Genomic DNA, 25,213 nt, shown 5'->3' on the forward strand with positions numbered 1-25,213 from the left:
TCCGCGCGAACGGCTGCCCGATGGGACGCCGCCCGACTGCCGAATTAGTTGCCGAAATAAACCGAGCTACGATCGGTCGTGACCGCACGGCCTGCTTGCGAGCTGCCGGCGATCGGTGCGCCGTAACCGCTGTTCGCCACTTGAGCTGCGGCTTGCGTGGTGCCGTTCTGTGCGTCGACACGCGCTTGGGCGGCTTGCAGGTTTGCGGGGTAGTCGACATGGTCGCCGACCGGGTTGTAGCCTGCCTTCTCGAGCTGGACCAGTTCAGCGCGGACTTGAGCGCGCGTGACCGGCTGGTTCGATTGAGCAAACGAAGCAACAGGGGCAGCGAAAGCAGCGGCGGCGACGACTACGGCAGAGATAAGGGTCTTCATGATGTGTAACCTCCAGAACTTGTTGTAATTCGCTTCGGGCTTTGTTGTCCCTAGCGCTTGAACAGAAGTTTAGGAGCGAGAGCATCTAGGGGAAACCCCTAAAACGACGAAACTCTATTCCGTAAATTGCAATAGTCGGTGTCTGAATTAGGTCAGACTCGGAAACGCCGCTACTCGCAGCAACAATACTTCAACAAGCGTTTCAATCACCGCAGCGCCGCGCGCGCCTTGCTGCACGCGCGCCGCAGTGCGGTTCAAACGCTTCAGCCCCAGTTCGCGTGGAAGCTGCCGGGCTTGTCGATACGCTCGAACGTATGCGCGCCGAAGAAGTCGCGCTGTGCCTGCACGAGGTTTGCCGGCAGCCGCTCTGAGCGGTAAGCGTCGAAATACGCGACCGCCGACGCGAACGCCGGCACCGGCACGCCGGCATTGATCGCGGCGACCACCACTTCGCGCAACGCCGACTGGTAGTTGCTCGCAATATCGCGGAAGTACGGGTCCAGCAGCAAGTTCGCGATCGTCTTGTCTTTCGTGTAGGCGTCGGTGATCTTCTGCAGGAAACGCGCGCGGATGATACAGCCGGCACGGAAGATCTTTGCGATGGTGCCGAAATCCAGATCCCACTTGTACTCTTCCGAGGCCGCGCGCAATTGCGCGAAACCTTGCGCGTACGAGATCACCTTGCTGAAGTACAGCGCGCGGCGCACCGACTCAATGAACGCTTCGCGCTCGGCCGATAGCGGCTTCGCGCTCGGCCCATCCAGCACCTTGCTCGCGGCCACGCGCTGGTCCTTCAGCGACGACAGCACGCGCGCGAACACGGCCTCGGTAATCAGCGGCAGCGGCGCGCCGAGGTCCAGCGCATTCTGGCTCGTCCACTTGCCGGTGCCCTTCTGCGCCGCGCGATCGAGGATCACGTCGACCAGATCCTTGCCGGTTTCGTCGTCTTTCTTGCTGAAGATCTTCGAGGTAATTTCGATCAGATAGCTGTCGAGCTCGCCCTGATTCCACTCGGTGTAGACCTTGCCGAGTTCCTCGTTCGACAGGCCGACAACTTGCTTCAGCACCGCATAGCTCTCGGCGATCAGTTGCATGTCGCCGTATTCGATGCCGTTATGCACCATCTTCACGAAATGGCCTGCGCCGTCCGGACCCATGTAGGCGACGCACGGCTCGCCGTCCGGCGCCTTTGCGGCGATCTCGGTGAGGATCGGCGCAACCAGGTCGTACGCGTCGCGCTGCCCGCCCGGCATGATCGACGGACCTTTCAGCGCGCCTTCTTCGCCGCCCGACACGCCGGTGCCGATAAAGTGCAGGCCGGCCTTCGCGAGTTCCTGATTGCGGCGGATCGTGTCGGTGAAATGCGTGTTGCCGCCGTCGATCAGAATGTCGCCCTTCTCCAGTAGCGGCTTGAGCGATGCGATGGTCGCGTCGGTCGGCTCGCCGGCCTTGACCATGAGCAGAATGCGGCGCGGCTTTTCCAACGACTCCACGAACTCTTCCAGCGTGAACGCCGGCACCAGCTTCTTGTCCGGATATTCGGCGATGAGTTCGTCGGTCTTTGCGCGGCTACGGTTGTAGACCGACACCGCGTGGCCGCGGCTCTCGATGTTGAGCGCCAGATTGCGGCCCATGACCGCCAGCCCCACCACGCCGATTGCCTGTTTGCCCATGTGAATTCTCCAGTGTCCAAAAGTGTCGTGACGCCGCGCCGGAAAGAACGTCGGCCGGACGTCGAGGGTGAAAGCATAAAAGAAATGCCGGTTTGCCGCTCGTTATCCGGCAAGCAACACGGCTTTGCGCCCGTTCCGCGCGGTCACTGCGCCATTGCTTCGCGCTTTCGGAACACGAGGCTGAAATTGTTGGCCGGCATCGCGACCGGCTCGTCGCACGCGAATCCCTCCGATGCCGCGAGCGCCATGACCGCTTCCATGTCGCGCACGCCCCACGAGGGATCGCGGCTTTGCAATTGCCGGTCGAAAGCCTCGTTGCTCGGCGCCGTATGCGCGCCGCCGCGTTTGTAAGGGCCGTACAGATACAGTACACCGCCCTGCGCGAGATGGCGGCTCGCGCCCGCGAACAGCGCTTGCGCCGCGCTCCACGGCGCAATGTGAATCATGTTGATGCAGACCACCGCATCGAGCGCGCCCACGCCCCAGTCGGCCTGATGCACGTCGAGCGCAAGCGGCGCACGCACGTTCGGCGGCGCGTCGTGCGCGATCCATGCGGCAATCGACTCGCGCGCTTGCGGGTCGGCGTCGCTCGGTTGCCAGTCCAGTCCGGGCATGGCGCTCGCGAAGCACATCGCGTGCTGACCCGTGCCGCTCGCAATTTCGAGTACCCGGCCAGTGGCCGGCAACACGGCGCGCAAGACGGCGAGGATCGGTTCGCGATTGCGTTCGGCGGAGGGCGAATGTTGCCGCATCGACGGAACAGGTTCGGTCATTGGATGTAGTGTGGATTGTTTGCGTTGAACTGGGTTGAACCGGGTTGGATCGGCACGGAGCCGCCGTTCAATCTACCGCCAGACGGCCGGCCAAAGCGGTCAGCATATCGGCGCATGGCGCCGCGATTTTCAGCGACAACAGCGGATCGGCGCGCGTGCGCCCGAGATTGATCGCGGCGATTGGTTTGCGCTGCTTTTGCGCCCACACGCAGAAGCGATAGCCGGAATAGACCATCAGCGACGAGCCGACCACCAGCACGGCGTCCGCGGCATCGAGCGCATGCGACGCCGCCTCGACACGCTCGCGCGGCACGCTTTCGCCGAAAAACACCACCGCCGGCTTCAGCAGGCCGCCGCAATTCGTGCACGCCGGAACGCGAAACGCTTCGAGTGCGTGCCATTCGAGATGCGCATCGCCGTCGGCGGCGGTTTCGGCGGTCACGCTGAGCAACGCGGGATTTTCTGCCTCGAGCGTCTGCTGGATCGACGCACGCGAATGCTGTGTGCCGCAATCGAGACAAACGCCCCCGTCAATTCCGCCGTGCAATTCAATTACGTCGCGGCTACCCGCACGCTGATGCAAACCGTCGACGTTCTGCGTGACGAGCGTCGGCACATGACCGGCGGCCTGGAGGCGCGCAAGCGCTATATGCGCCGCGTTTGGCTGCGCCTGTGCGACGACCGGCCAGCCGACCATGCTGCGCGCCCAGTAGCGCCTGCGCATTGCGTCCGTCCCGAGAAATTCCTGCAGCGTGATGGGCGGCGAGCGCTTCCATTCGCCGTTGTGGTCGCGATAGCCGGGAATGCCGGAATCTGTGCTGATGCCCGCGCCGGTCAGCACGAAGAGACGCGGATACCGCTGTACGAAGTCGTGCAGATCGTCGAGCGTGTGCGATTCGTTGAAGGGTTCGACTTGCGCGGAATGAAGGTCGGTCATGACGGGATGAATGATGGCTGCGGCGCCGGGCAAGAAGCGCGCGACGGTGCTTCAGCGGCGCTTACGCGCGTCGCCCCTGGTCGCCGCAGCCGCGGCCGCCGCACGTTGCGCTTGCCGCGCTTCCCATTCGGTCAGCGCGATGCGGTAGCGCTCCAGCGCCTCGTCATAAAGATCGAACACGCACGGACTACAGCCGCTATGGCAACAATCCTCGAGATCGGGCTGCACCGGCGGCGCGGGCCTTGGATCGTCCACGGAGCTGGCTTGGGGCACGGCTGATGACTTCACGTGAACACGCTGGGAACACACGCAATGCGAGGCCGCGAAAGCGAAGAAGGAAAGCGCTCAGTATATGTTGATCTCCCGCGCCGCGCTTGGCGCGGGTGGCCTTCAACCGCGTCCGACGAACGGCATCTTGCTTGCCATGATGGTCATGAACTGGACGTTCGCCGACAGCGGCAATTGCGCCATGTGCAGTATGGCGTCCGCGACATGCTGCACGTCCATCAGCGGTTCGACCGCGATCTCGCCGTTCGCCTGCGGCACGCCGCGCGCCATGCGCTCGGCCATCTCGGTGGCCGCGTTGCCAATATCGATCTGTCCGCACACGATGTCGTATTTCCGTCCGTCGAGCGACACGGCTTTCGTGAGGCCGGTGATCGCGTGCTTGGTCGCTGTGTAGGCAATGCTGTTCGGCCGCGGCGCGTGCGCCGAAATCGAGCCGTTATTAATGATGCGTCCGCCGCGCGGATTTTGCGTTTTCATCAGACCGAATGCCGCGCGCGTGCAGAGGAACACGCCGGTGAGATTGGTGTCGACCACCGAGCGCCATTCGTTTATATCGAGTTCGTCGATGTCGACCGGCGAGCCACTGCGCCCCGCATTGTTGAACAGCAAGTCGAGCCGGCCATAGCGCTCGCGAATCGTTTTGAACAGCGCGTCGACGCTGGCCGCGTCCGTCACGTCGCAAGGCACGGCAGCCGCTTCTCCGCCAACGGCGCGCGCCTGTTCGACAACGGCATCGAGCGCCGCCTGGCGACGGCCCGCCAGCACCACGCTAAACCCATGCTCCGCGAGACGCACCGCACTCGCACGGCCGATGCCGCTGCCCGCGCCCGTTACCAAAGCCACCTTTCTGATTCCCGTCACCGTCACCGCGTGTCTCCCTGTTCCATGTATAAAGCGCCGCCCTGCAGCATCGTTCGGCAGCGTCGTTCGGCACCTGTTTCGAACCATACCGCAGCGGACCGTCGATCACAAATGCCGCCTGCTTGAGCTTTCATCATGCAGTCGTCGCGCTTTCATTGCGGTTCCTGTCCACGAGCGTGCCGGCCCGCGCATCAATGGTATCGTTCGACGTTGCGCGCGGCGCCTTGCTTGCCCGCGCAATTACCGGAAGCACGCTTTTATGAACCAACTCTCCACGCCCCACGACGCAGGAGCGCCACCGCTGCGCCGCTGGCCTCAAACCGGCTATCCCGCGATGCTCACCGCCACCGCCGCATGGCACCTGTCCGTGCTGGCCGCCTGGCTGCTGGCGCCCCGCGCATGGCCGTGGTGGCTCGCCGCGATCTTCGCGAATCACGTTGTGTTCACCGTGGCCGGTCTGCTGCCGCGCACGTCGCTGCTGGGTCCGAACTGGACACGCCTGCCCGCCGGCGCGCGCAACGCGGATGCAATCGCATTGACTATCGACGACGGTCCGGATCCTGTCGTCACGCCGCAAGTGCTCGACCTGCTCGATGCCCTGCACGTGCGCGCCACGTTCTTCTGCATAGGAGAGAAGGCCCGGCGTTATCCGCAACTCGTACGCGAGATCGTCGCGCGCGGTCATGCGCTCGAAAACCATTCGCAGGTTCACGTGCATACGTTTTCGGTGACGTTTCCGGGCGCCCTTTTACGCGAGATAGATGCCGCGCAACGCACGCTCGAAGAACTCAGCGGCGAGCGGCCAATGTTCTTCCGCGCGCCGGCCGGCCTGCGCAATATTTTCCTTGAGCCCGTGCTGCGCAAGCTCGATCTGCGGCTAGCGGCGTGGACACGGCGCGGCTACGACACACGCGAGCGCGATCCGCAAGTCGTCACGCGAAGGCTGCTCGACGGTCTCGCGCCGCGCGACATACTGCTGCTGCACGACGGCAACGCCGCGCTGACCGTCGACGGAAAGCCGCTGATTCTCGCCGTGCTGCCACGTGTCATCGAAGCGGCTCGCAAAAGAAACTTGCGCTTTGTGACGCTGCGCGAGGCGAGGGTCGACGGCTTGCACCGCTGATTGACGCCGCGCCTCTCACTGCTTGTCTCACTGCTTCTGTCACCGCTACTCCACACCGTGGGCTCAACCTGTCACATGCGAAAATCCGCCGCCATGTCTTCGTCCGAGCGCGCCTCGATAACACCGCTGCGGCATGCCTTGACGAAGACATCGTAGTCGCGCTCCACCTGGTCGGCGTAACTCGCCGCGTAAGCTGTAAGCGCCTCGGCGAACTGATCGCCGCGCCCGATATACGCGCTCACTTCGACCGCCTGGCCGCCCGCTTTTGCATGGGCACGCGCCATCGCCCAGCCGCATAGCCTCGCGTAACCGTCCAGCAGATCGCTATCGAACAACTCGATGCTGGCCGACAGCTTCATGTCACGCAATTGCCGGAAGTAGTAATGCCGGCCGAGCGAACTCGTCGCCCAGCCTAAAAAAATGTCGCTGGCGGCCTGCAACATGCGCTGCCCCTGCACCACGCGCTCTCCCTGATGCTTGACCGGTGGCGACTTGTAATAGCGGGCAATCACCGACGGCCTCGCTTCCTTGATCTGCACGAAGAGCGGCTTGCCTATGGGGTCGACGAGCAGCACCGCCATGCAGCGGGTACCCACGCTGCCCACGCCCACCACCTTGAACACGGTGTCCTGCACGCTGAAGTGACCAAGCAGTTCGCGCCGGTCATGCGACATCGTCTTCAAGTACTCGCTCCACATGCCGTCCAGCATCTGGTGTCCGTGCGAGCCCTTCAGTTCATCGGTCTCGTCGGGGGTGAAGAGCGTGTTCGAGCCGAGCACGTGGAAGAGCGCAGGCGGTGCATCGCGAATCACCCAGCGTTCGCCGTCATGCTCGGCCATCTTCTCGAACAGACTTTCGTGCGTGCGGCTCGCGGCCTTTTCCATGCCGCGGCGCACGGCGCGGCGGCGTTCCGGTGTAAGCGCCGTCTCAGCCATTCGGTCGAAGGTGATGCGCTCATACCAGAGCTCCAGCGCGCCGCATTGCGCGTATTGCGCCATGCGATTGCGATATTCGCTCATGGCGGTCATCACCAGATTCTCCGCTGCGCCGCGACTCAGGCGCATGTGACGCGCGGCAATCACGAGGCTTGCGGCAAGGCGCTTCAGGTCCCATTCGAATGGACCGACCGACACTTCGTCGAAATCGTTCAGGTCGAAAACGAGCTGGCGCTCGGGCGTCGCGAAGCCGCCGAAGTTCATCAGATGCCCGTCTCCGCAGATCGGCATGGTCAGGCCGCTGTCGTGAACCTTGCTCAGATCGTGAGCCTGCAGGTTCGCGGTGCCGCGAAAGAACGTGAACGGCGACACGGCCATGCGCCCGTAGCGCAGCGGCACGAGCTTCTGCACGCGACCTTCGCTGCTTTGCTTAAGAAGCTCGATTGGATCGCGCTCCAACGTGCCCACCGTTTTATGACTCGATCGCTTCGATTTGTCGCGGGCGGCACGGCCGCGGGCCTCACGCTCCGCAATGGTGCTGGCTTTCATGCTCATCTCCGTTCGTCTTGAGAGTTCCCCGTCGGGGAGACCTGACGCCGGTCGCACTGCATGCTAGCAGAGCGACCGGTAAAAAGGTGCGGGCGCTTTTACCGATGCTGAATGAATGCACCGGCGAGCCAAGCAATTTTTGAGTAACCGATGGATCACGCTCTTCAGCAATCACCCTTACGAGCCGTTTACCAGTACATGCGGAAATTCAGTGGCGCACGCAAAAGGCTTTGACCAAGGCCTCATTCTCACGACGTGCGGCGCGCAAGATAATGGAGAAAGTATGTTTGTTGCGATTGGCTGGCTGTTGGTGATCGGCTCCGTCATTGGGAGCTTTATTGGCGTGGGCGGCCATTTGCCGGCGCTCCTTCAACCGTTCGAATTGCTGTGCATTTTCGGCGCGGCAATCGGCGCGTTCGTAGTAAGCAATCCGACTTCGACGCTGAAGAAAACCCTCAAGGCGATTCCTTCATGCTTCAAGGGCGGCGGCTACACGAAAGAAAAATATCTGGAACTGATCGCGCTGCTTTACGAGCTGCTTCAGAAGGCACGCAAGGAAGGCATGATGTCGCTCGAAGCCGACGTCTTTGCGCCGGAAGAAAGCGTGATTTTCCAGAAGTATCCGCACGTTCTCGCCGACCATCATCTGCTGGATTTTATCGTCGACTATTTGCGCATGATGTCGGGCGGCAACGTCAACGTGCTCGAAGTGCAGGACCTGATGGATGAAGAGCTGGCCACGCATCACGCGGAAGCATCAGTGGCGGCCAATGCAATTCAGAAGATGGCTGACGGCTTGCCCGCATTCGGCATCGTCGCCGCCGTGATGGGCGTGGTTCACACCATGGGCTCGGTCGGCGCGCCGCCCGCCGTGCTCGGCGAGATGATCGCCGGTGCACTGGTCGGCACGTTCCTCGGCATTCTGCTCGCGTATGGCTTTATCGGCCCGCTCGCCGATCTGCTGACCGCAAAGGGCCGTGCCGAAGCGAAGCCGTTCCAATGCGTGAAGGCGGTGCTGCTCGCCTCGCTGTCGGGCTATGCGCCGCCCATCGCGGTGGAGTTCGGCCGCAAGGTGCTGTTCACCGCCGATCGCCCGAGCTTCCAGGAACTCGACGACGCCGTGCGCGCGACCAAATCGCCGAAGCCGGCCACCGAGGGAGCCGCATCATGACGCAAAGAAGGTCACGCGGCTCGCAGGACGATGGGCCGCCGCCGATCATCGTGCGCCGCTCGAAAAAAGGCGGCGACCACGCTGCGCATCATGGCGGCGCGTGGAAGATCGCGTATGCGGACTTCGTCACTGCGATGATGGCGTTCTTCCTGCTGATGTGGCTGCTCGGCTCCACGTCGAAGTTCGAAAAGCAAGGCATCGAGGACTACTTCAACACGCCGTTATCCAGTCTGTTCGGCGGCAGTGAAGGCACGGCCTCCGCACGGCCGAGCATCGTGCAAGGCGGCGGCCGCGACATCTCGGACACACGCCCCGGCGACGGCAAGAAGACCCAGATCGAACCGGCCATACCTGTGAACGTGGTGCCGACCGTCGCGCCCGCAGACGCGGCCCGCTTGCAGCAACTGAAAGAGAAGCTGGTCTCGTTGATCGAACAGAGTCCAGCGTTGAAATCCTTCAAGGACCAGATCCGCATTTCGATCACGAACGAAGGACTGCGCATCGAGATCGTCGATTCACAGAATCGCCCGATGTTCGCATCGGGCAGCCCGAGGCTGCAGACCTACGCGATCGCGATACTCACGCAGATCGGTGCCGCTCTCAACGACGTCGAGAACCGCATTTCAATCGCGGGGCACACCGATGCCGTCGCGTACACAGGCGGACCTGTCGGTTATTCGAACTGGGAGCTCTCGTCCGAGCGCGCCAATGCCGCGCGGCGCGCGCTGGTTGCCGGCGGCATGCACGTCGAAAAGCTGTTGCAGGTGCGCGGTCTTGCGGATGTACTGCCGCTCAACAGCAATGTCATCGACGAACCGACCAATCGCCGTATCAGCATTCTCGTGATGAACAAGGCCGCGGAACAGGCGTTCTTTCACGACGGCGGACGTACGTCGATCGATGAAAGCGTGCCTGCCAGCTCGGCTATCCCGGCTGTCGCGGCGCGCATGCATCCGGCTCCGGGCTCGACGATAGTTCGCTAGCGCTTACCCGCGCATTGCTGCTCTACTGCCAGTCGCAACACGCGTCGTGCTTCAGCCACGCGTCTTGCGACGCGCCGCGCCCATGTCCAACTCGACCCATGTCGGCGCATGATCGCTTGCGTGCGGCTCGCCGCGCACCCAGCGGTCCACGCCCGCGTCGCGCAAGCGAGGCGCGAGGTCCGGGCTCAGCAGAATATGGTCGATGCGCAAGCCGGAGTTGGTGTCCCAATGACGGCGGAAATAATCCCAGAAGGTGTAGACCCGCTCCTCGCCGAAATGCGTGCGGAGTGAATCCGTCCATCCCTGCGCGAGTAGACGCCGGTAGCGTTCGCGGGTCTCGGGCTGCAGCAGCGCGTCTTTCAGCCATGAACGCGGGTTGTAGATATCTTCGTCGGTAGGCACGACGTTGAAGTCGCCGGCCAGCACGACCGGATGTCCGCTCTTGAGCAGCTTCGCCGTATGGTCGATCAGATGGTCGAACCACTTGAGCTTGTACTCGAACTTCGGACCAGGCTGTGGATTGCCGTTGGGCAGATACAGGCAGCACACCAGCACGCCGTCGACGGCCGCTTCCAGATAGCGGCTATGCGTGTCGTCCTCGAAACCCGGCAAGCCGCGGCGGCTTTCGAGCGGCGGCTCGCCTTTGGATAGAATCGCTACGCCGTTCCACGCGCTCTGGCCATGCCAGAGGGCGTGGTAGCCCGCTTCGCGCAATGCGTCGGCGGGAAACGCGCTATCGGCGGCCTTCAGCTCCTGCAAGCACACAATGTCCGGCGCTTCGCGCTCGAGCCATTGCAGCAGCGCGGCCTGGCGCGAACGGATTCCGTTGATGTTGAATGTCGCAATGCGCAGCCTCGCCACGGCGGTTCCTCCTGCAAAGCAAGTTATTTCGACCCCGTTCCCGACACTGCTTCGGCAGCCTCATCGCACCATTCGATCGCCCACGACCTCGCACAGGCGATCGCATCGGCTTCGTTCGAGAAGGCGTCGATGTCGCCGGAATCGTGCGACCGGAAATGCTCGTTTTTACGCGGTATGCGAGTGATTCTGGCCCGCGCGTAGTAGACGCCTTCGTCGGCGTGGCGTGCGCGGCAGTCGATGTGGAAATGCTTGTAGTCGAACTGCATCGGTTGTCCTCTGAACGCGCTTGATCCAGAGCATAGGTAGCATCGTTCATACCCGCCCCTCGCATGCGACATAGCGGCCACGCGCGCGATCAGGCACCGCGCGCGTGGTCCGCTATCGGCACTCACCGCATCAGTTCGGCACGTTCAGCGCCCCGTTCGACACGGTGATGGCATTGCCGCCAGGGTTCGTCGCAATCGCCGGCAAGTTAGCGACGCTCAATGGGAGCGCAGCGCCCGGTGCGCCGCCGCGCGGCAACGTATGAACCACTTGCGACGGCGGCAACGGCGTGCCGCTCTTCAGATGACTCCACATCAGATTGAGCGCCTGAATGTTGTAGTAATGCAGCGGCACGAAGCGCGTGTCGAAGCCCGCCACGCTGAGGAACGCGTCGAAGTGCTGGCCGTTCGTAATCTCGTAGAACGAGAGCTTGCTCGCGCCGCCCTCCAGAAGCTGGTTCGTTGCAACATAGGGCCGCGAAGCGTGATTGATCGGCACTAATGCATCGGCCCGGCCTTGCACGATGATGGTCGGCTTGCCATGCAGATTCGCATTCACCTTGATCGCTTCAACGCTCGTTGTGAGCCCTCCGTTGGTCCACAGCGTGCGCAGGCAGGCTGCGCCCGTATAGCTTGCGTCGACCGTTGCGAGCCGGTGGTCGAATGCGCCCGCCGTGCCCGCGTTATAGACGAGGTTGATACCGTTGGTGGGCGGCACACCGTTGCCATTGCCAAACACAGTGAGCATCGGCGACACAGCCGGCGTCACGCCCGCCGCGCCTGTCGAATTCGTCGTGCCGAAGCTGAAGTTGCACAGGTTGGCGCTCACGCTCGCCCTAGCATAAGCGTTCGCGTAAGTCACGGCGACAGCGGGCACCGCTTGCGAATCCCACATCGGCGCATGGAGCACGTCGGAGTCGGTCTCGTAGCCGTTCTGATGCAACAGCGCAAGCGCATTGGTCGCCTGGGTGACGGTGTCCGTTCCCGCGATCACACCGTTAGCCGCGAGCGCCGCGCACCGCGCGGTGCGAATCGCGGTGGTCGTGGCAAGCGGCAACGCCGTCAGATACGGCGCGCCGGTTGCGGCAGGCGCGAGCGCAGCGCAAGGCTCCAGCAGATTTGCGAGCGTCATGTAATCCGCGAGCGGCTTGCCGAATGCGCCGACGGGCACACCGCCCTGAGACACCGACACCTGCGAGGGCACCCGCACGTTGATCTGCGGCTCGCCGACCACCACCGCGGTAATGAGGCCGGAGGTATCCTGCTCGGCGGCTGCGAGCGACGCGCCGCCGCCATTGCTCACCGATGCCGCGATCGTCGTGATGCTGCCCGGCTTATAGCGTACGGTGCGCGTCGAGCCGTCCAACGTTCCATACGAATCGTTGAGCGCCCAATACGCGAATTGGATCGCTTGCAACGTGTTCTTGCCCCAGTCCTGCTCCGGGTTCTGCTGCGAATGTGCATGCTTGAACGCGTAGCGGTTAGGGAACTGGCTGTTGTAGGTGCCGAGATTCGTGTTGCCCAGGTTGGCCGTGAAGATGCTCGCATTGCCCGCCGCGCTCGCGTCCTGCAAGGTGCCGTCAATCAGCGTCACGCGGTTCGTCGACAGTTCGTGTGCGCCGTTGCCCGAGCCTTTGTCCGTGTATGCAACTGCGCAGCCGCGCTTGAGACCCCACTCGCCGGCCGCGGAGATCGCGCCATACACGCCGCGAGAACCCGATGACGTTGCCGTGACGATGCACGGTTGATCCGCATTGAAGCTCGCTGGTATTTGCACGAGTACGCTGACGTTCTGCTTACCGCTGCCGTCGTCCGCGAAAGCCAGGTATTCCTTGCCCGCTATCTTGCCTTCGCCCAACGTGTCATTGCCGTTCACATCGACATTGGGACCCCAGAAGCGCCCATAGCCGCCATTGCTCGTCATGTCGACCAGCGCGCGATAGTTCGACCAGATCGCGAGTCGACGCAGCTCTGCGGCTGTCGGTTGCGCAGCGTTGGCAATCGCCGGGGCAGTGGCTGCCGCGAGGCCGGTTTTACCGAGTCCCGCCGTGAGCAGGTCGTCACTATTGCCGTCATATGACTGCGTCTTGACGGTGCCCGCGATGAAGCTGGGCAGAACGTTGGCTTGCGGCGGCGGCGGCCCGTCGTCGTCGCCGCCGTGGCAGGCGCTCACGCCGAGAGCGACGACGATTGCAATGGAAAGCGCGGGCCCGACTCCAATGGGTGATCTCATCTGTGCTGTCTCCGTTATTTTCGCAATACCGTTTTGTGTCAGCGTTGTTCTCGTAACTGCGCCGGATTTGTTACCCTCGGTTGTTGGACCGCGAAGCTTCGGATACCGACGCGTCGTCAGCCTGCATTGACCTTTCAGCGGAGTCAATAGAACGTTATGGCAACAGATAACGAATGTCATGATCCGGGTGACGAAGCCGCCGCCTTGCATCAACCTTCGCGTCGCCGGTTTCTACAATCGGCTGCGGCAGCGGCGACTGTCGGTGCGGCACCGAACCTTCGCGCACAAGGGCAAACCCCTGTTGCGCCACCTGCGCAAACTCCCGCCCCCGTGCCGCCACGCCCCGTCGAATTGAATGTCAACGGCCGCGCCTATACGTTGCAGCTCGAACCACGCGTGACCTTGCTCGATGCATTGCGTGAGTACGCCGGCCTGATGGGCACGAAGAAAGGTTGTGACCGCGGACAATGCGGCGCATGCACGGTGATCGCCAACGGACGCCGCATCAATTCATGCCTGACTCTCGCCGTGATGCATGAAGGCGAGACCATCACCACGGTCGAAGGGCTCGCGAGCAATGGCGCATTGAACCCGCTACAACGCGCGTTCATCGAACACGATGCGTTTCAGTGCGGCTACTGCACGCCGGGGCAGTTATGCTCGGCGACCGCTTTGCTCCAGGAGTATCGCAACGGCACTGCAAGCGTCGCGACTGCCGATGTGCGCAAACGTCCCGGCAAACTTTCTGACGACGAGATTCGCGAACGCATGAGCGGCAACCTTTGCCGTTGCGGCGCCTATGCAAATATTGTTGCCGCAATACGGGCGGCGCATGAAGGCAGTGGCCAGAACGCGAGCGCGGCTGGCGCCCACCATCACGACAACCACGAGAACCACGACAACGCGTAACGGAGCGACGGCATGGATGCGATTACCTACGAACGCGCCGCCGATGTCGCCGACGCAGTGCGTGCCGTGCAGCAACCGGGCGCGGTGTTTATCGGCGGCGGCACGAATCTGCTCGATCTGATGAAGGGCGGTGTCGAGCGGCCGGTGCGGCTTATCGACATCACGCATATCGGCGGACTCGACGGCTTTACGACGCTGCCCGACGGCGGCATTCGCATCGGCGCACTAGTGCGCAATAGCGACGCCGCGAACCATGCGTTGGTGCGCGAACAGTATCCGTTGTTATCGCAAGCGTTTTTGTCGGGCGCGTCGGCGCAATTGCGCAATATGGCGACGGTCGGCGGGAATCTGCTGCAACGTACCCGCTGCGCATACTTCTACGACACCGCATTTTCCCAGTGCAACAAACGCGTGTTGGGCAGCGGCTGCGCGGCGCTCGAAGGGCATAACCGCATGCACGCGATTCTTGGCGCGAGCCCGCAGTGCGTCGCGGTGAATCCCTCGGACATGAGCGTGGCGCTCGCCGCGCTCGATGCGGTGGTTCGCGTGAGTGGCCCCGCCGGCGAGCGAAGCATTCCGTTCGCCGAATTTCACCGGCTTCCGGGGGACAGGCCCGATGTCGACACCACGCTGCGTCCGGGCGAACTGATTACCGCGATCGACCTGCCACCACCGCTTTTCAGCGCGCATTCGCACTACCTGAAAGTGCGTGACCGCGCCAGTTACGCATTCTCCCTGGTCTCGGTGGCCGCTGCATTGCAGATGGACGGCGAGCGCGTGCAGACCGCGCGCATTGCATTGGGCGGCATCGCGCACAAACCGTGGCGCGCCAGCGCAGCGGAACAGATGCTCAACGGACAGCCGCTGACGCAAACCGCGCTGAACAACGCCGCTGCCGCCGCATTGCGCGATGCCCGGCCGCTCGCCGGCAACCGCTTCAAGGTGCAGCTAGCGCAACGCGCGATCGTGCGCGCAGTGAATCAGGCCGCCGGCCGCACGGGAGGTGTCGCATGACTCTGATCGGTCAACCGTTCGACCGCACCGACGGTCTGCTCAAAGTGACCGGCGAAGCACGCTATGCCGCGGAATTTCCGGAAGCGCGTCTTGCCCATGCGGTGCTCGTGACGAGCACGATTGCACGCGGCACGATAGCCTCGATCGATGCAAGCCGCGCGCAGGCCGTCCCCGGCGTGCTGCTCGTCATGACGCATCAGAACGCGCCGCGTCTGCCGAACGGCGGCAAGGCGCAATTGGCGCCGCCTGCGGGGCGTCGACTGTCGCTGCTACAGGACAACGAAGTGCATTACAACAACGAGCCGGTGGCGGTAGTCGTCGCCGATACGCTCGAACATGCGACCGACGCCGCGCGCCGGTTGCGCATCACGTATCGAAGCACGCCGGCCACGCTCGACTTCGCACAGGCGAAGGCAAACGCACATGCGCCGGACAAACCGCAAGGGCGTCAAACGGATACGCAGCGTGGCAGCTTCGAAGACGGCATGCAGAACAGCGCGGTGCATATCGACGCAACGTATACGACGCCCATCGAGCATCACAATCCGATGGAGCCACACGCGACAATGGCGCGCTGGGACGGCCCTCACCTCACGCTCTACGATTCGACCCAGGGCGTGAGCGGCGAAGCGCAGGCGGTGGCCCGAACGCTCGGCATTTCGCCCGGCGACGTACGCGTGATCTCGCCGTTCGTCGGCGGCGGGTTTGGTTGCAAGGGCTCGTCGTGGTCGCATGTGTCGTTGTGCGCGATGGCCGCGAAACAGACGGGGCGTCCGGTGCGGCTCGTGCTCGAGCGGCCGCAAATGTTCGGTCCGGTCGGCGCACGTCCGCGCACCGAACAGCGCCTCGTGCTGGCCGCGCGGCGCGACGGCACGCTGAGCGCCATGCGTCACGACAGCATCTCGAACACTTCGATGATCGAAGACTGGACCGAGACCTGCTGCATGGTCACGCGTATGTTGTACGCGGTGCCGAACCAGGTGACCACGCACCGGCTCGTGCCGCTCAACGTCGGCACGCCGACCTTCATGCGCGCGCCGGGCGAGACGACCGGCTCGTTCGCGCTGGAATCCGCAATGGACGAGCTCGCGGCTGCCCTCAAGATGGACCCGCTCGCGTTGCGCCTGAAGAACTACGCGGAAGCCGATCCGCAGGAAAACAAGCCCTGGTCGAGCAAGTCGTTGCGCGAGTGCTATCAGACCGGCGCCGAGAAATTCGGCTGGTCGCGGCGCAATCCCGCACCGCGTTCCATGCGTGACGGCAATACGCTAATCGGCATGGGCATGGCGACCGCGACCTACCCGGCCAATCGCAGCGAAGCCAGCGCCATCGCGCGGATTTTGCCCGACGGCACCGCGATGGTGGCCTCGGGCACGCAGGACATCGGCACTGGAACGTACACGGTGATGACCCAGGTCGCCGCCGATGCGCTCGGCTTCGCGCCGGAAAACATCCACTTTGCGCTCGGCGATTCGTCGCTGCCGAAGGCGCCGGTGTCGGGCGGCTCGCAATCGGCGGCGAGCGTTTCGCCGGCCGTGCGCGAAGCCGCGAACGAGGCACGCGCGCGGCTGATCGCGCTGGCATTGGCGGACCCGGCGTCGCCCGTGCATGGCATCGCGCTCGACGACATCACCGTGGAGAACGGCTGGGTGACGAGCCGCTCGCAACCGGCGAAGCGCGACCCCGCGGCGGCGATCATCGCGCGCTCGGGCGGCAAACCGATCGAGGCGACGTCCACCGTCAAGCCGGGCGACGAGAAGCAGAAGTACTCGTTTCACTCGTTTGGCGCGGTGTTCGTCGAAGTGCATGTGGATGCGGACCTCGGCACGATCCGCGTGCCGCGCGTGGTCGGCGTGTACGACGTGGGGCGCGTGCTCAACGAGAAGACCGCGCGCAGCCAGATGCTCGGCGGCATTGTATGGGGCGTGGGCGCAGCGTTGCAGGAGGAAACCTCGCTGGATACGCGCTATGGGCGTTTCACGAATGCGAATCTCGCCGAATACCACGTGCCGGTGAATGCCGACATCGGCGCGCTCGATATTACGTTTCTCGACCGGCCGGACCCCTATATCAATTCGCTGGGTGTGCGCGGCATCGGCGAGATCGGCATTACGGGCGTGTGCGCCGCGCTTGCCAACGCGGTGTATCACGCAACCGGCGTGCGCGTGCGCGATCTTCCGATTACGCTGGATAAGGTGATGGCAACGACGCAAGCCTGAGCGCGCTGCGCGGGCCGCTTGCCTCGCCGCGCGTTGCGCCGCACAATCGGTGGCATCTTACTAAACGGTGCCCGTTCATGGCTTACGCGTCGCTCGCCACTGGCATTTTGCTCGCGGCCGGGGTCGGCTCCCGCTTCGATCCGCACGGCCTGCAAAACAAGCTGCTTGCGCGCCTGCCCGACGGCACGCCGGTCGCGCAGGAAGCCGCGCACCGGCTCCTGATGGTCGTGCCGCACGTGCTGGCCGTGGTGCGGCCGGGCGCCGAAGCGCTTGCACGTCTTTTGAACGATGCGGGCTGCGACGTGGCGTTCGCGCCCGGCGCCGAACGCGGAATGGGCGCAAGCCTCGCTGCCGGTATTCAGGCGAGCGAGGACGCCGAGGGCTGGATCGTCGCGCTCGCGGACATGCCGCGCATCCAGATTGCGACGATCGAAGCGGTGGCGCGCGCGCTCGACGGCGGCGCGCCGATCGTGGCGCCGTATTACAACGGGCAGCGCGGGCATCCCGTGGGATTTGGCGCCGAACACCGCGACGCCCTGCTGTCACTCGACGGCGACAGCGGCGCGCGCTCGTTGCTCGACTCACAACGCGTGATGAGGCTCGATGTCGACGACGCCGGAATCTTGCGCGATATCGACACGCCTGAGGATTTGCGGGCTTTGAGCTGACCAGTCACTGAAAGCGCAAGCGCGTCAGGCATGGCGCTTGCGCGAAATGCCATCAATAAACGCCATTAATGCTCGATGCAATCGGGAACTCCGAATCGACTGCGAATCAGCCGCGCAACTCGCTCCAATTCCGCCTAAGCTGATGTGACGCCGCGATTGTCACGCAACGTTACGCCGCTCACGCGGCGCACGTTTCGAAACCACCCGACTTCCCATGAGCGAAACCAGTCCGCGCCTTTTCATCGTGTCACCACATTTCGACGACGCCGTCTTCAGTTGCGGCGCATTGCTCGCTGCGCATCCTGACGCTGCGGTCTGTACGGTCTTCGCCGCGCCGCCCGAGCATACGATGCATACCGAATGGGATGAGAAGTCGGGCTTCAGCAACGCCCATGAGGCGATGCACGAGCGCACGCTCGAAGACAACCGCGCGCTTGAATTGCTGGATGCGATTCCGCTGCGCATGCCGTTTCGCGACAGTCAGTATTCCGACTCGCCGTCGATCAGCAAAATGGCTGCGGCACTGGAGGAAACCATTTACCGAACCACGGCGAACACGTTGCTGATGCCGCTCGGCCTGTTTCACGACGACCACGTGCGCGTGTTTGAAGCCTGCTGCGAGATCCTGCCGCGCCTGTCGCATCTCGAATGGTTCGGCTACGAAGAAGCGATTCACCGGCGCACGCCGGGTGTCGTGCAGGCACGGCTTGCCGATCTCGCGCAGCGCGGCATCGTGGCGACGCCGGCCAATCCGAGCGCCGGACACACGATCGACGCACAGCGCCGCGGGCAGATCAAGCGCGAAGCAGTCAATGCGTATCAGAGCCAGTTGCGCGCATTCGGCGCCGGCAACTACGAGGACGTCTTCGCCGCCGAGCGCTACTGGCACCTCACCGTGGGCCGTCGCGTGAAAAAGTAACAAGACGATCAGCGCAGGAACTATGGCGGTCAAGCCTGACAAGAAGCGTCTACTCTTGAAGAGAAAGCGCGCCGACCCGCTATCGCAGAGTTTTCAACCACAGGTGATGCAATGAGCTACGACATGCATACAAGTCCGATCCCCGACCCTAACGCCGATCCGACGCGCGATCCGGAAGGCGATCCGCTGACGCCGCCATCGCCCGGTCATCACACCGAGGAGCCGCAGCGCCCGGAAGGACCGCCAGACAAAGACCCGGTGTAAGCTCGCAGCGGACCGCCCACGACCGCTGGTTTGCGTGTGCCCACTCGCGGCGCGGCCGGCGTGCGCCGCGATCAGCTCGTCAGTTCGGTAAAGCCCTGCAACAGCCGGTCGATGTCAGCGGCGTGGATATTGCCCATTGTCGAAATTCGGAACAGCTCGGCTGACAGCCCGCCCTGTCCCGCATAGATGACAAAGCCACGAGCCTTCAGCGCGTCGTGCAATTGCGGATACGTGACGCCGTTCGGCAGCCGGTACGCGCGCAACACCACCGACGATTCCGCCGGCGCCAACACGCTGCCGATGCCGCGCTCGGCCAGCCCCGCGCGCGCCTGTTCCGCGAGCGCAGCGTAACGCGCATGACGCGCGCGCCAGCCGCCTTCGTCGGCGATCTCGCGCAGTGCTTCGACGAGCGCGTAGTACGCATGAACCGAGGGCGTGAACGGCGTATTGCGCTGATCCTGCAAGCGCGCGAGCCGCCCGAGATCGAGGTAGTACGTGCGGCTCGCCGCCTGCGCGAGTGCGGCGCGGCGCACCAGCACGAACGACGCGCCCGGCACGCCGTGCAAACATTTGTTGGCCGTCGCGGCGACCGCGTCGAGGCTCGTGTCGGCGAAATTGATCGCTTCGGCGCCGAAGCTGCTGACGCCGTCCACCAGCAAACGCAAGCCCCGCGCACGGCACAACGCGCCCAACGCGGCGAGGTCGTTCAGGCGCCCCGTCGTGGTCTCGTGATGGATCACGGCAACATGCGTGAACGCTTTGTCCGCGTCCAGACGTTCGGCGATTTTCGCGAGGTCCGGCTCCTGCATCCAATCATGCTTGAGCGACTCATGCGCGATGCCGTACTGCGCGGCGATCTGCGAAATGCGCTCGCCGTACACGCCGTTTTCCACCACTAGCAGCTTGCCGTTTTGCGGCACCAGCGCGGCGGTCATGCTTTCGACAGCGGCCGTGCCGGAGCCTGTCATCAGCACCGCTTGCCATTCGCTTGCGTCGAGACCGTACAGGTCGACAAGACGCGTGCGCGCCTCTTCCTGCAAATCGAAAAACTCGCTTTCGCGATGGCACAGGTCCGTCTGCAACAGGCTGTTGCGAACGCGTTCGGTGAGCGTCACCGGACCAGGATTGAGCAGCAGCATGGGCGCTCCTTTACTTTGACTTCACGCGGCGCCGATGTGGCGCATCAGGCGCGTTTTCACATCGGGCGGAGTGATGGTGGGACGCGGCAAGCCGTCAGGCGTGCCGCGGCGAATCATGAGGCGCGCAAAGCGTGGGCCGTCGAGCGGAGCCGATTCGAACAACTGGTCGAGCACGGCCGGATCGTCGCTTTCGACCGCCGACGCATAACCGCACGCCGCCGCCACGCCCGCGAACGAGACTTGCGACGACACCGTCGCCTGCCCCCCCGTCGAGTCGTGCGCGCCGTTGTCGAGCAGCACGTGCGTGAGATTGGACGGACCGTATGCGCCGAGCGTCGCAAACGCGCCCATTCGCATCAGCGCGGCGCCGTCGCCGTCGAGCGCGACGACATGCAGGTCCGGGCGCGCGAGCGCGAGACCGAGCGCGAACGGCGTCACGCAGCCCATCGAGCCGACCATGTACAACTGATTCGGACGATCGTCGATTGCGTAAAGCTCGCGTCCGCAAAAACCGGTCGACGCCAGCACCACGGTCGATTCGATCGGCGTATGCGCGATCACCTTCTTCAGCGCGTCATGGCGCGACGCGAGTTCGCTCGCGGCCACGTTGGCGAACTGCGAACGCGCGGCCGCCGGCACACGGCGCGCGCCGGCGGCGCTGCCTTTCAACTCGTACGGCGCGACGCTGCCCTTTTGCATGACGAGCGCGTACGGGCGGCCCGTTTCGTCCATATGGGCGATGGCGCGATCCAACGCCGGGCCGATCGCGTCGGCTTCCGTGGGGAAGGTCTCCCAGGGAATCTCCATCGTGTCGAGCATCGCGGGCGTGACGGGGCCCATCAACGCGTGCTGCGGTTCGTCGGCGACGCCCGGCTGGCCGCGCCATGTGACGATCAGCAATTGCGGCAAACGGAAGGTCCACGTGAGCGACGTCAGCGGGCTCACAGCGTTGCCGAGCCCGGAGTTCTGCATCATCGTGATGCCGCGGCGGCGCGTACCTGCACCACGCGCATCATGCGCGCCGAGCGCGACACCGGCGATCAGCGCGACCGCGTCGCCCTCATTCGCCGCCGACACGTAGTGCAGCGACTCGTCCTGCAACACGTAGTTGATGAACGGCGTCAGGTACGAGCACGGCACGCCCGCGTACCAGTCGAAGCCGCGTTCGCGCGCCGCCTCGACGAACTGTGCCGCCTCGATCATTGCGCGGCTCCGTTCGCGGCACCAGTTGCCGGAGTGTCGACCGACGCCGCGAGCGGCGTCTGGCCATGCGCGAAGTCGCCGGCGCGGCGGAAGTCTTCGAGATCGTTCACACCGCGCCAGTGGCCGTGCACGTATTGCACCTCGATCGATTCACCGGCTTCGATCAGCGCGTTCAGCAACGCGGGCATGTCGAGCGACGCGAAATCGGCACGCGCCTGCAACTGCTGCATGACCGCCCGAAGACGCTCGCAGCCTTCGCCGCGCACGTTCAGGAGACCGACCCAGCGGCCATGCGGCGTTTGCGCGGCAATCTCCGACGACGCCTGCTGCCCGCTCGAGACGTGACGCAACAGCACCTTGTTGCCGAAGAGACCGCGGTCGTCGGCCGACGAGCACCATGCGAAGTCGCGCACGCTCGCGTTTTCCGCATCGGTCAGCGACGAATCCACCACCACGCTGAACGCCGCCTCGCTCTCCACCAGATCGCGCAGAATATAGCTGCGGAACAGCAGATCGCCGTACGAGATCAGCGTGTCGCCTGCGAGTTTGTCGAGTGCGCAGGCGAGCGATGCGAGTTCGCCGGTTTCCGCATGCTTTTCGTTGACCACGAGTTTGATACCGGCCGTATCGATTGCATCGGCGCGATAACCGCCGACCACTGTGATGTCGTTGACGCCCTGCTTCTTGAACGCGTCGACGAGCCAGCGCAAGAGCGGTTTGCCGGCGATCGGCAGCATGACCTTCGGGCGGTCCTGGGTGACCGCTTCGAGGCCCTTGCCGCGGCTCGCTGCCAGCACGACAGCGGCGCTCGCCGCGCGGCCGCTCGACAGATAGCGGTCTTCTGCTTCCGAGTATTCGTCGGCGTCCTGCAAGCGGAAAATTTCGTTGACGCCGGCAATGCGGTCTTCGACATTGACGAGCGTTTGGCTCGTGTGAATTTCTTGCGCGACCGCCTGCATGGCCGAGGTCGCCGCGCGAATCAGATGGTTCGCCCAGATCACCGTGCTGATGCCGGCTTCGCGGAACACTTCGGTCGGCGTGCTGTAGTACTTGGTGGGCACGATGACGAGCGGCCCACGGCCCGCCCACTCGCGCGCGAACTCGAGAATCTCGTCGGGACGCGAGAGCTTGCTGTGAATCAGAATCGCGTCCGCGCCGGCACGGCGGTAGGCTTCCGCGCGACGCAGCGCCTCGTCCATGCCCCAGCCTGCGATCAGCGCTTCCACGCGCGCCACAATCGAAAAATTCTCGTCCGACTGCGAGTCCTTGCCGGCCTTGATCTTGCCGCAGAATTCGTCCATATCGGCAAGCGGCTGCGCTTCGCCGTTAATGAAGCTATTCGTTTTCGGGAACTGCTTGTCTTCGATACATACGCCGGCAATGCCGCGCTGTTCGAGCTTGCGCACGAGGCGGCGCACGTTGTTGAAGTTGCCGTAGCCGGTGTCGCCGTCGAGCAGAATCGGCAGATCGCTTGCGTCGGCCATGAATTCGAGGTTGTCGACCACTTGCGTCCAGCTTGCTTCGTTGTTGTCGCGCACGCCGAATTGCGCGGAAATCGCGAGGCCCGAGCCCCAGATCGCCTTGAAGCCGGCTTCGCGCACGATGCGGGCGGACAGGCCGTTATGGGCCTCCATCATGAATTCGAGTTCGTTGCTGACAAGCATCTGGCGCAGACGTGCGCTACGGGAAGCGGAGACGAAGGCGGGTTCGCGGGCATTCATTTTCTGTACTCCTTGTGGCGGGCTTATGGGCGCTCTTTTTGCCCGGCTTGCGACTGGAAAATGGCGACTATAACGGAATTTTCATTTATTGGTCATTTAGACGCCTATGCTTTTCCGGCCTTGCTGTTAAGTGGAAAAATGTGTCGATTTTTGCAGTGAACCGCAGCCAGGCGGCGCTTGGAGTTAAATGGCGTTTTGTGGAATCTTGACAGGAATACTCGTCTGCGTGCGAACGGCGTGAAGCCCGCGTGTTGCGGGCTTTCAAAACCGTTTGCACATTCCAATTAAGCGTACTTTCCAATTTGAATTCGGATTAACCGGAAAATCATCGATAAATATTCACTCCAACATTCGTTGATTACCAGATTCAAATTCCATTGCATTTAAATAAATAACCGGCGCGTGCCTGCGCAAAAGCAGCAGAGGCCATTTAGTCAGACGAAACACCTACCGACACAGCGGGTTTCCCCTGCCTCAGGAGAAAACTTATAGCTGCCGTAAACACAGTCAGCGAAAAGCAAACAGCCAATCCGATCGACCCCTTGTAAAAGCACGACCCATTGCTATGACTCTGAACAAAAAACTGGCCTCAATGATCGCTATTCTGTGGTTCGGCCTGATCCTGATCGGCGGATTCGGTGCATGGCAAAACCGTGCGTCGATGATCGCCGACCGGCGCGATCAACTCAGGTCGCTGATCGATCAGGCGGATCACGTCGTGAGCCGTTACTACACGCTGGCGCAACAGCACGTCATGACCGAGGACGAAGCCAGGAAGCAGGCGCTCGCAACGATCGAGTCCATGCGCTATGGCAAGGACGGCTACATCTCGGTGAACGATTCGCAGCCGGTCATGCTGATGCATCCGTTCAAGAAAGAGATGGTCGGCAAGAACCTGGCGCAATTCACCGATCCGGCGGGCAACCATCTGTTCGTGGACATCGTCAACGCGGGCAATCGCGAAGGCGGCGGCTTTGTCGACTATCTGTGGGCCAAGCCCGGCAGCGAAAAACCCGTGGCCAAGACGAGCTATGCGACGCACTTCCAGCCGTGGGACTGGTATCTCGTCACCGGCATGTACATGGACGACGTGCAGCGCGCGTTCTACTCAAGCCTCTTGCGCTGGCTCGCCATCACCGTCGCGCTCGGCGCTGTTGCTACGGTCATCATGCTGGTCGTGTTGCGCAGCATCCGCCGCTCGCTCGGCGGCGATCTGGAAGTGGCCGTCGAACATGCGCAACTGATGGCGCGCGGTAACCTCGCGACGCGCGTGCCGGTCAAGGACAACGACGCCGGCAGCCTGCTGCATGCGTTGCAGACCATGCAGGCCGGTCTCGTCGACACCGTTTCGCGCGTGCGTACCGGGACCGAAAACATCAACATCGGCGCGACCGAAATCGCCGCGGGCAACACCGATCTGTCGCAGCGCACCGAGGAACAGGCGGCCGCGCTGGTGCAGACGGCGTCGAGCATGGATCAGATGACGGTCAACGTGAAGCAGAACGCCGACAGCGCGCTGCAAGCCGCGCAACTCGCGGGTCAGGCCGCGGACGTCGCCACGCGCGGCAGCCGCGTCGTGGACGACGTGGTCCGTACGATGGGCGAGATCACGACGAGCTCGCGGCAGATCGGCGACATCATCGGCGTGATCGACGGCATCGCGTTTCAGACCAACATTCTGGCGTTGAACGCAGCCGTCGAGGCGGCCCGCGCGGGCGAACAGGGCCGCGGCTTCGCGGTGGTCGCCGCCGAAGTGCGCAGCCTCGCGCAACGCTCGGCCACGGCCGCCAAGGAGATCAAGGCGTTGATCGAGACGTCGACGAATACTGTTGAAGCGGGCGCATCGCTCGTGTCCAACGCGGGTTCGACGATGGGCGAGATCGTGCAATCTGTGCGTCGCGTGAACGAGATTCTCGAGGAAATCAGCAACGCGTCGCGCGAGCAGAGCGCGGGCATCGAGCAGGTGAATCGCGCAGTCGGCGAAATGGATCAGGTCACGCAGCAGAACGCGGCGCTCGTGGAAGAGGCCGCTGCCGCCGCGCACTCGCTGAAGGACCAGGTGGGCGTTCTGCGCGAAGCGATTTCCAGCTTTGCGCTGCCGGCCTGACGATCACAAGCGTGACAAGCGCGAGA

23 protein-coding genes are annotated in these 25,213 nt (G+C 63.5%); 10 read left to right on the forward strand and 13 right to left on the reverse strand.

All coding sequences use genetic code 11. From position 1 onward, the window contains the following. Positions 1 to 44: 44 nt before the first annotated feature. The 6 genes from JMY24_RS12155 to JMY24_RS12180 form a co-directional block, all read right to left on the reverse strand. Positions 45 to 374, reverse strand: a complete 330-nt coding sequence (locus tag JMY24_RS12155; protein ID WP_128586034.1) for a DUF4148 domain-containing protein — start codon at positions 372 to 374, stop codon at positions 45 to 47. A gap of 263 nt (positions 375 to 637) precedes the next feature. Beyond that, positions 638 to 2,047 carry an NADP-dependent phosphogluconate dehydrogenase gene (gene gndA / locus JMY24_RS12160; RefSeq protein ID WP_128597627.1) on the reverse strand — a complete coding sequence of 470 codons (1,410 nt, stop codon included), beginning with the start codon at positions 2,045 to 2,047 and terminating at the stop codon, positions 638 to 640. 143 nt (positions 2,048 to 2,190) lie between these two features. After that, positions 2,191 to 2,820: a DUF938 domain-containing protein gene (locus JMY24_RS12165; protein WP_128597628.1), complete on the reverse strand. Its 630-nt coding sequence runs from the start codon at positions 2,818 to 2,820 to the stop codon at positions 2,191 to 2,193. A gap of 67 nt (positions 2,821 to 2,887) precedes the next feature. Then, entirely contained in the window at positions 2,888 to 3,757 is an 870-nt protein-coding gene (locus tag JMY24_RS12170; RefSeq protein WP_128597629.1) for an NAD-dependent protein deacetylase, read from the reverse strand. Between the two features lie 51 nt (positions 3,758 to 3,808). Continuing rightward, positions 3,809 to 4,012: an oxidoreductase-like domain-containing protein gene (locus JMY24_RS12175; RefSeq protein WP_236597389.1), complete on the reverse strand. Its 204-nt coding sequence runs from the start codon at positions 4,010 to 4,012 to the stop codon at positions 3,809 to 3,811. Between the two features lie 135 nt (positions 4,013 to 4,147). Beyond that, on the reverse strand, positions 4,148 to 4,912 hold the full coding sequence (locus JMY24_RS12180; protein ID WP_201702113.1) for an SDR family oxidoreductase: 765 nt from the start codon (positions 4,910 to 4,912) through the stop codon (positions 4,148 to 4,150). Between the two features lie 253 nt (positions 4,913 to 5,165). Between JMY24_RS12180 and JMY24_RS12185 the strand changes: the two genes are divergently transcribed. Next, complete coding sequence (locus JMY24_RS12185) at positions 5,166 to 6,029, forward strand: polysaccharide deacetylase family protein (RefSeq protein ID WP_128597632.1); 864 nt, start codon at positions 5,166 to 5,168, stop codon at positions 6,027 to 6,029. 71 nt (positions 6,030 to 6,100) lie between these two features. Here the strand turns inward: JMY24_RS12185 and JMY24_RS12190 are convergent, their stop codons facing one another. Then, positions 6,101 to 7,513 carry a DUF2252 domain-containing protein gene (locus JMY24_RS12190; protein WP_201702115.1) on the reverse strand — a complete coding sequence of 471 codons (1,413 nt, stop codon included), beginning with the start codon at positions 7,511 to 7,513 and terminating at the stop codon, positions 6,101 to 6,103. A 283-nt stretch (positions 7,514 to 7,796) separates the two neighbouring features. Between JMY24_RS12190 and motA the strand changes: the two genes are divergently transcribed. Then, positions 7,797 to 8,684 (forward strand): flagellar motor stator protein MotA, encoded by an 888-nt coding sequence (motA, locus tag JMY24_RS12195; RefSeq protein ID WP_128586029.1) that lies wholly within the window; start codon positions 7,797 to 7,799, stop codon positions 8,682 to 8,684. Further along, entirely contained in the window at positions 8,681 to 9,667 is a 987-nt protein-coding gene (motB, locus tag JMY24_RS12200; RefSeq protein ID WP_128597634.1) for a flagellar motor protein MotB, read from the forward strand. Before motA ends, motB begins: the two co-directional genes overlap by 4 nt. 51 nt (positions 9,668 to 9,718) lie before the next feature. Here motB and JMY24_RS12205 read toward each other — a convergent pair whose 3' ends face one another. The 3 genes from JMY24_RS12205 to JMY24_RS12215 form a co-directional block, all read right to left on the reverse strand. Continuing rightward, positions 9,719 to 10,528 carry an exodeoxyribonuclease III gene (locus JMY24_RS12205; RefSeq protein ID WP_128597635.1) on the reverse strand — a complete coding sequence of 270 codons (810 nt, stop codon included), beginning with the start codon at positions 10,526 to 10,528 and terminating at the stop codon, positions 9,719 to 9,721. 23 nt (positions 10,529 to 10,551) lie between these two features. Then, on the reverse strand, positions 10,552 to 10,794 hold the full coding sequence (locus JMY24_RS12210) for a hypothetical protein (protein WP_128597636.1): 243 nt from the start codon (positions 10,792 to 10,794) through the stop codon (positions 10,552 to 10,554). A 130-nt stretch (positions 10,795 to 10,924) separates the two neighbouring features. Continuing rightward, positions 10,925 to 13,024, reverse strand: coding sequence for a D-(-)-3-hydroxybutyrate oligomer hydrolase (locus tag JMY24_RS12215; protein WP_128597637.1), 2,100 nt, complete (start codon positions 13,022 to 13,024; stop codon positions 10,925 to 10,927). A gap of 156 nt (positions 13,025 to 13,180) precedes the next feature. On the opposite strand from JMY24_RS12215, the gene JMY24_RS12220 reads away from it, so the two are divergent. The 6 genes from JMY24_RS12220 to JMY24_RS12245 all read left to right on the forward strand — a co-directional run bounded on the left by JMY24_RS12220 (position 13,181) and on the right by JMY24_RS12245 (position 19,017). Next, on the forward strand, positions 13,181 to 13,933 hold the full coding sequence (locus tag JMY24_RS12220; protein ID WP_128597638.1) for a (2Fe-2S)-binding protein: 753 nt from the start codon (positions 13,181 to 13,183) through the stop codon (positions 13,931 to 13,933). A gap of 12 nt (positions 13,934 to 13,945) precedes the next feature. After that, entirely contained in the window at positions 13,946 to 14,947 is a 1,002-nt protein-coding gene (locus JMY24_RS12225) for an FAD binding domain-containing protein (protein ID WP_128597639.1), read from the forward strand. Beyond that, positions 14,944 to 17,166, forward strand: coding sequence for a xanthine dehydrogenase family protein molybdopterin-binding subunit (locus JMY24_RS12230; protein ID WP_201702116.1), 2,223 nt, complete (start codon positions 14,944 to 14,946; stop codon positions 17,164 to 17,166). The genes JMY24_RS12225 and JMY24_RS12230 overlap by 4 nt, the downstream gene beginning before the upstream one ends. A gap of 77 nt (positions 17,167 to 17,243) precedes the next feature. Further along, entirely contained in the window at positions 17,244 to 17,834 is a 591-nt protein-coding gene (locus JMY24_RS12235) for a nucleotidyltransferase family protein (protein WP_201702118.1), read from the forward strand. A gap of 214 nt (positions 17,835 to 18,048) precedes the next feature. Continuing rightward, positions 18,049 to 18,753, forward strand: a complete 705-nt coding sequence (locus JMY24_RS12240) for a PIG-L family deacetylase (RefSeq protein ID WP_128586023.1) — start codon at positions 18,049 to 18,051, stop codon at positions 18,751 to 18,753. 111 nt (positions 18,754 to 18,864) lie between these two features. Continuing rightward, entirely contained in the window at positions 18,865 to 19,017 is a 153-nt protein-coding gene (locus JMY24_RS12245; RefSeq protein WP_164701897.1) for a hypothetical protein, read from the forward strand. Between the two features lie 71 nt (positions 19,018 to 19,088). Here the strand turns inward: JMY24_RS12245 and JMY24_RS12250 are convergent, their stop codons facing one another. The 3 genes from JMY24_RS12250 to aepX are packed head-to-tail and all read right to left on the reverse strand — an operon-like array spanning position 19,089 to position 23,080. Then, positions 19,089 to 20,156 carry a 2-aminoethylphosphonate aminotransferase gene (locus JMY24_RS12250; RefSeq protein ID WP_201702120.1) on the reverse strand — a complete coding sequence of 356 codons (1,068 nt, stop codon included), beginning with the start codon at positions 20,154 to 20,156 and terminating at the stop codon, positions 19,089 to 19,091. A 21-nt stretch (positions 20,157 to 20,177) separates the two neighbouring features. Further along, positions 20,178 to 21,359, reverse strand: a complete 1,182-nt coding sequence (aepY, locus tag JMY24_RS12255) for a phosphonopyruvate decarboxylase (protein WP_201702128.1) — start codon at positions 21,357 to 21,359, stop codon at positions 20,178 to 20,180. Then, positions 21,356 to 23,080: a phosphoenolpyruvate mutase gene (aepX, locus tag JMY24_RS12260; protein WP_128597641.1), complete on the reverse strand. Its 1,725-nt coding sequence runs from the start codon at positions 23,078 to 23,080 to the stop codon at positions 21,356 to 21,358. The genes aepY and aepX overlap by 4 nt, the downstream gene beginning before the upstream one ends. A gap of 565 nt (positions 23,081 to 23,645) precedes the next feature. Here aepX and JMY24_RS12265 point away from each other — a divergent pair. Next, positions 23,646 to 25,187, forward strand: coding sequence for a methyl-accepting chemotaxis protein (locus JMY24_RS12265; RefSeq protein WP_201702130.1), 1,542 nt, complete (start codon positions 23,646 to 23,648; stop codon positions 25,185 to 25,187). The last annotated feature ends 26 nt before the right edge of the window (positions 25,188 to 25,213 follow it).

The organism is Paraburkholderia kirstenboschensis, assembly GCF_904848585.1.
GTDB classification, from domain to species: Bacteria; Pseudomonadota; Gammaproteobacteria; order Burkholderiales; family Burkholderiaceae; genus Paraburkholderia; species Paraburkholderia kirstenboschensis.

Bases quoted from the DNA above. Each gene is read 5' to 3' on its own strand.
- motB (WP_128597634.1), top strand. From the start codon at position 8,681: ATGACGCAAAGAAGGTCACGCGGCTCGCAGGACGATGGGCCGCCGCCG.
- JMY24_RS12230 (WP_201702116.1), top strand. From the start codon at position 14,944: ATGACTCTGATCGGTCAACCGTTCGACCGCACCGACGGTCTGCTCAAA.
- aepY (WP_201702128.1), bottom strand. From the start codon at position 21,359: ATGATCGAGGCGGCACAGTTCGTCGAGGCGGCGCGCGAACGCGGCTTC.
- JMY24_RS12245 (WP_164701897.1), top strand. From the start codon at position 18,865: ATGAGCTACGACATGCATACAAGTCCGATCCCCGACCCTAACGCCGAT.
- JMY24_RS12265 (WP_201702130.1), top strand. From the start codon at position 23,646: ATGACTCTGAACAAAAAACTGGCCTCAATGATCGCTATTCTGTGGTTC.
- JMY24_RS12215 (WP_128597637.1), bottom strand. From the start codon at position 13,024: ATGAGATCACCCATTGGAGTCGGGCCCGCGCTTTCCATTGCAATCGTC.
- JMY24_RS12190 (WP_201702115.1), bottom strand. From the start codon at position 7,513: ATGAAAGCCAGCACCATTGCGGAGCGTGAGGCCCGCGGCCGTGCCGCC.
- JMY24_RS12250 (WP_201702120.1), bottom strand. From the start codon at position 20,156: ATGCTGCTGCTCAATCCTGGTCCGGTGACGCTCACCGAACGCGTTCGC.
- aepX (WP_128597641.1), bottom strand. From the start codon at position 23,080: ATGAATGCCCGCGAACCCGCCTTCGTCTCCGCTTCCCGTAGCGCACGT.
- JMY24_RS12170 (WP_128597629.1), bottom strand. From the start codon at position 3,757: ATGACCGACCTTCATTCCGCGCAAGTCGAACCCTTCAACGAATCGCAC.
- JMY24_RS12155 (WP_128586034.1), bottom strand. From the start codon at position 374: ATGAAGACCCTTATCTCTGCCGTAGTCGTCGCCGCCGCTGCTTTCGCT.
- JMY24_RS12210 (WP_128597636.1), bottom strand. From the start codon at position 10,794: ATGCAGTTCGACTACAAGCATTTCCACATCGACTGCCGCGCACGCCAC.
- JMY24_RS12185 (WP_128597632.1), top strand. From the start codon at position 5,166: ATGAACCAACTCTCCACGCCCCACGACGCAGGAGCGCCACCGCTGCGC.
- JMY24_RS12240 (WP_128586023.1), top strand. From the start codon at position 18,049: ATGAGCGAAACCAGTCCGCGCCTTTTCATCGTGTCACCACATTTCGAC.
- motA (WP_128586029.1), top strand. From the start codon at position 7,797: ATGTTTGTTGCGATTGGCTGGCTGTTGGTGATCGGCTCCGTCATTGGG.
- JMY24_RS12165 (WP_128597628.1), bottom strand. From the start codon at position 2,820: ATGACCGAACCTGTTCCGTCGATGCGGCAACATTCGCCCTCCGCCGAA.
- JMY24_RS12225 (WP_128597639.1), top strand. From the start codon at position 13,946: ATGGATGCGATTACCTACGAACGCGCCGCCGATGTCGCCGACGCAGTG.
- gndA (WP_128597627.1), bottom strand. From the start codon at position 2,047: ATGGGCAAACAGGCAATCGGCGTGGTGGGGCTGGCGGTCATGGGCCGC.
- JMY24_RS12220 (WP_128597638.1), top strand. From the start codon at position 13,181: ATGGCAACAGATAACGAATGTCATGATCCGGGTGACGAAGCCGCCGCC.
- JMY24_RS12235 (WP_201702118.1), top strand. From the start codon at position 17,244: ATGGCTTACGCGTCGCTCGCCACTGGCATTTTGCTCGCGGCCGGGGTC.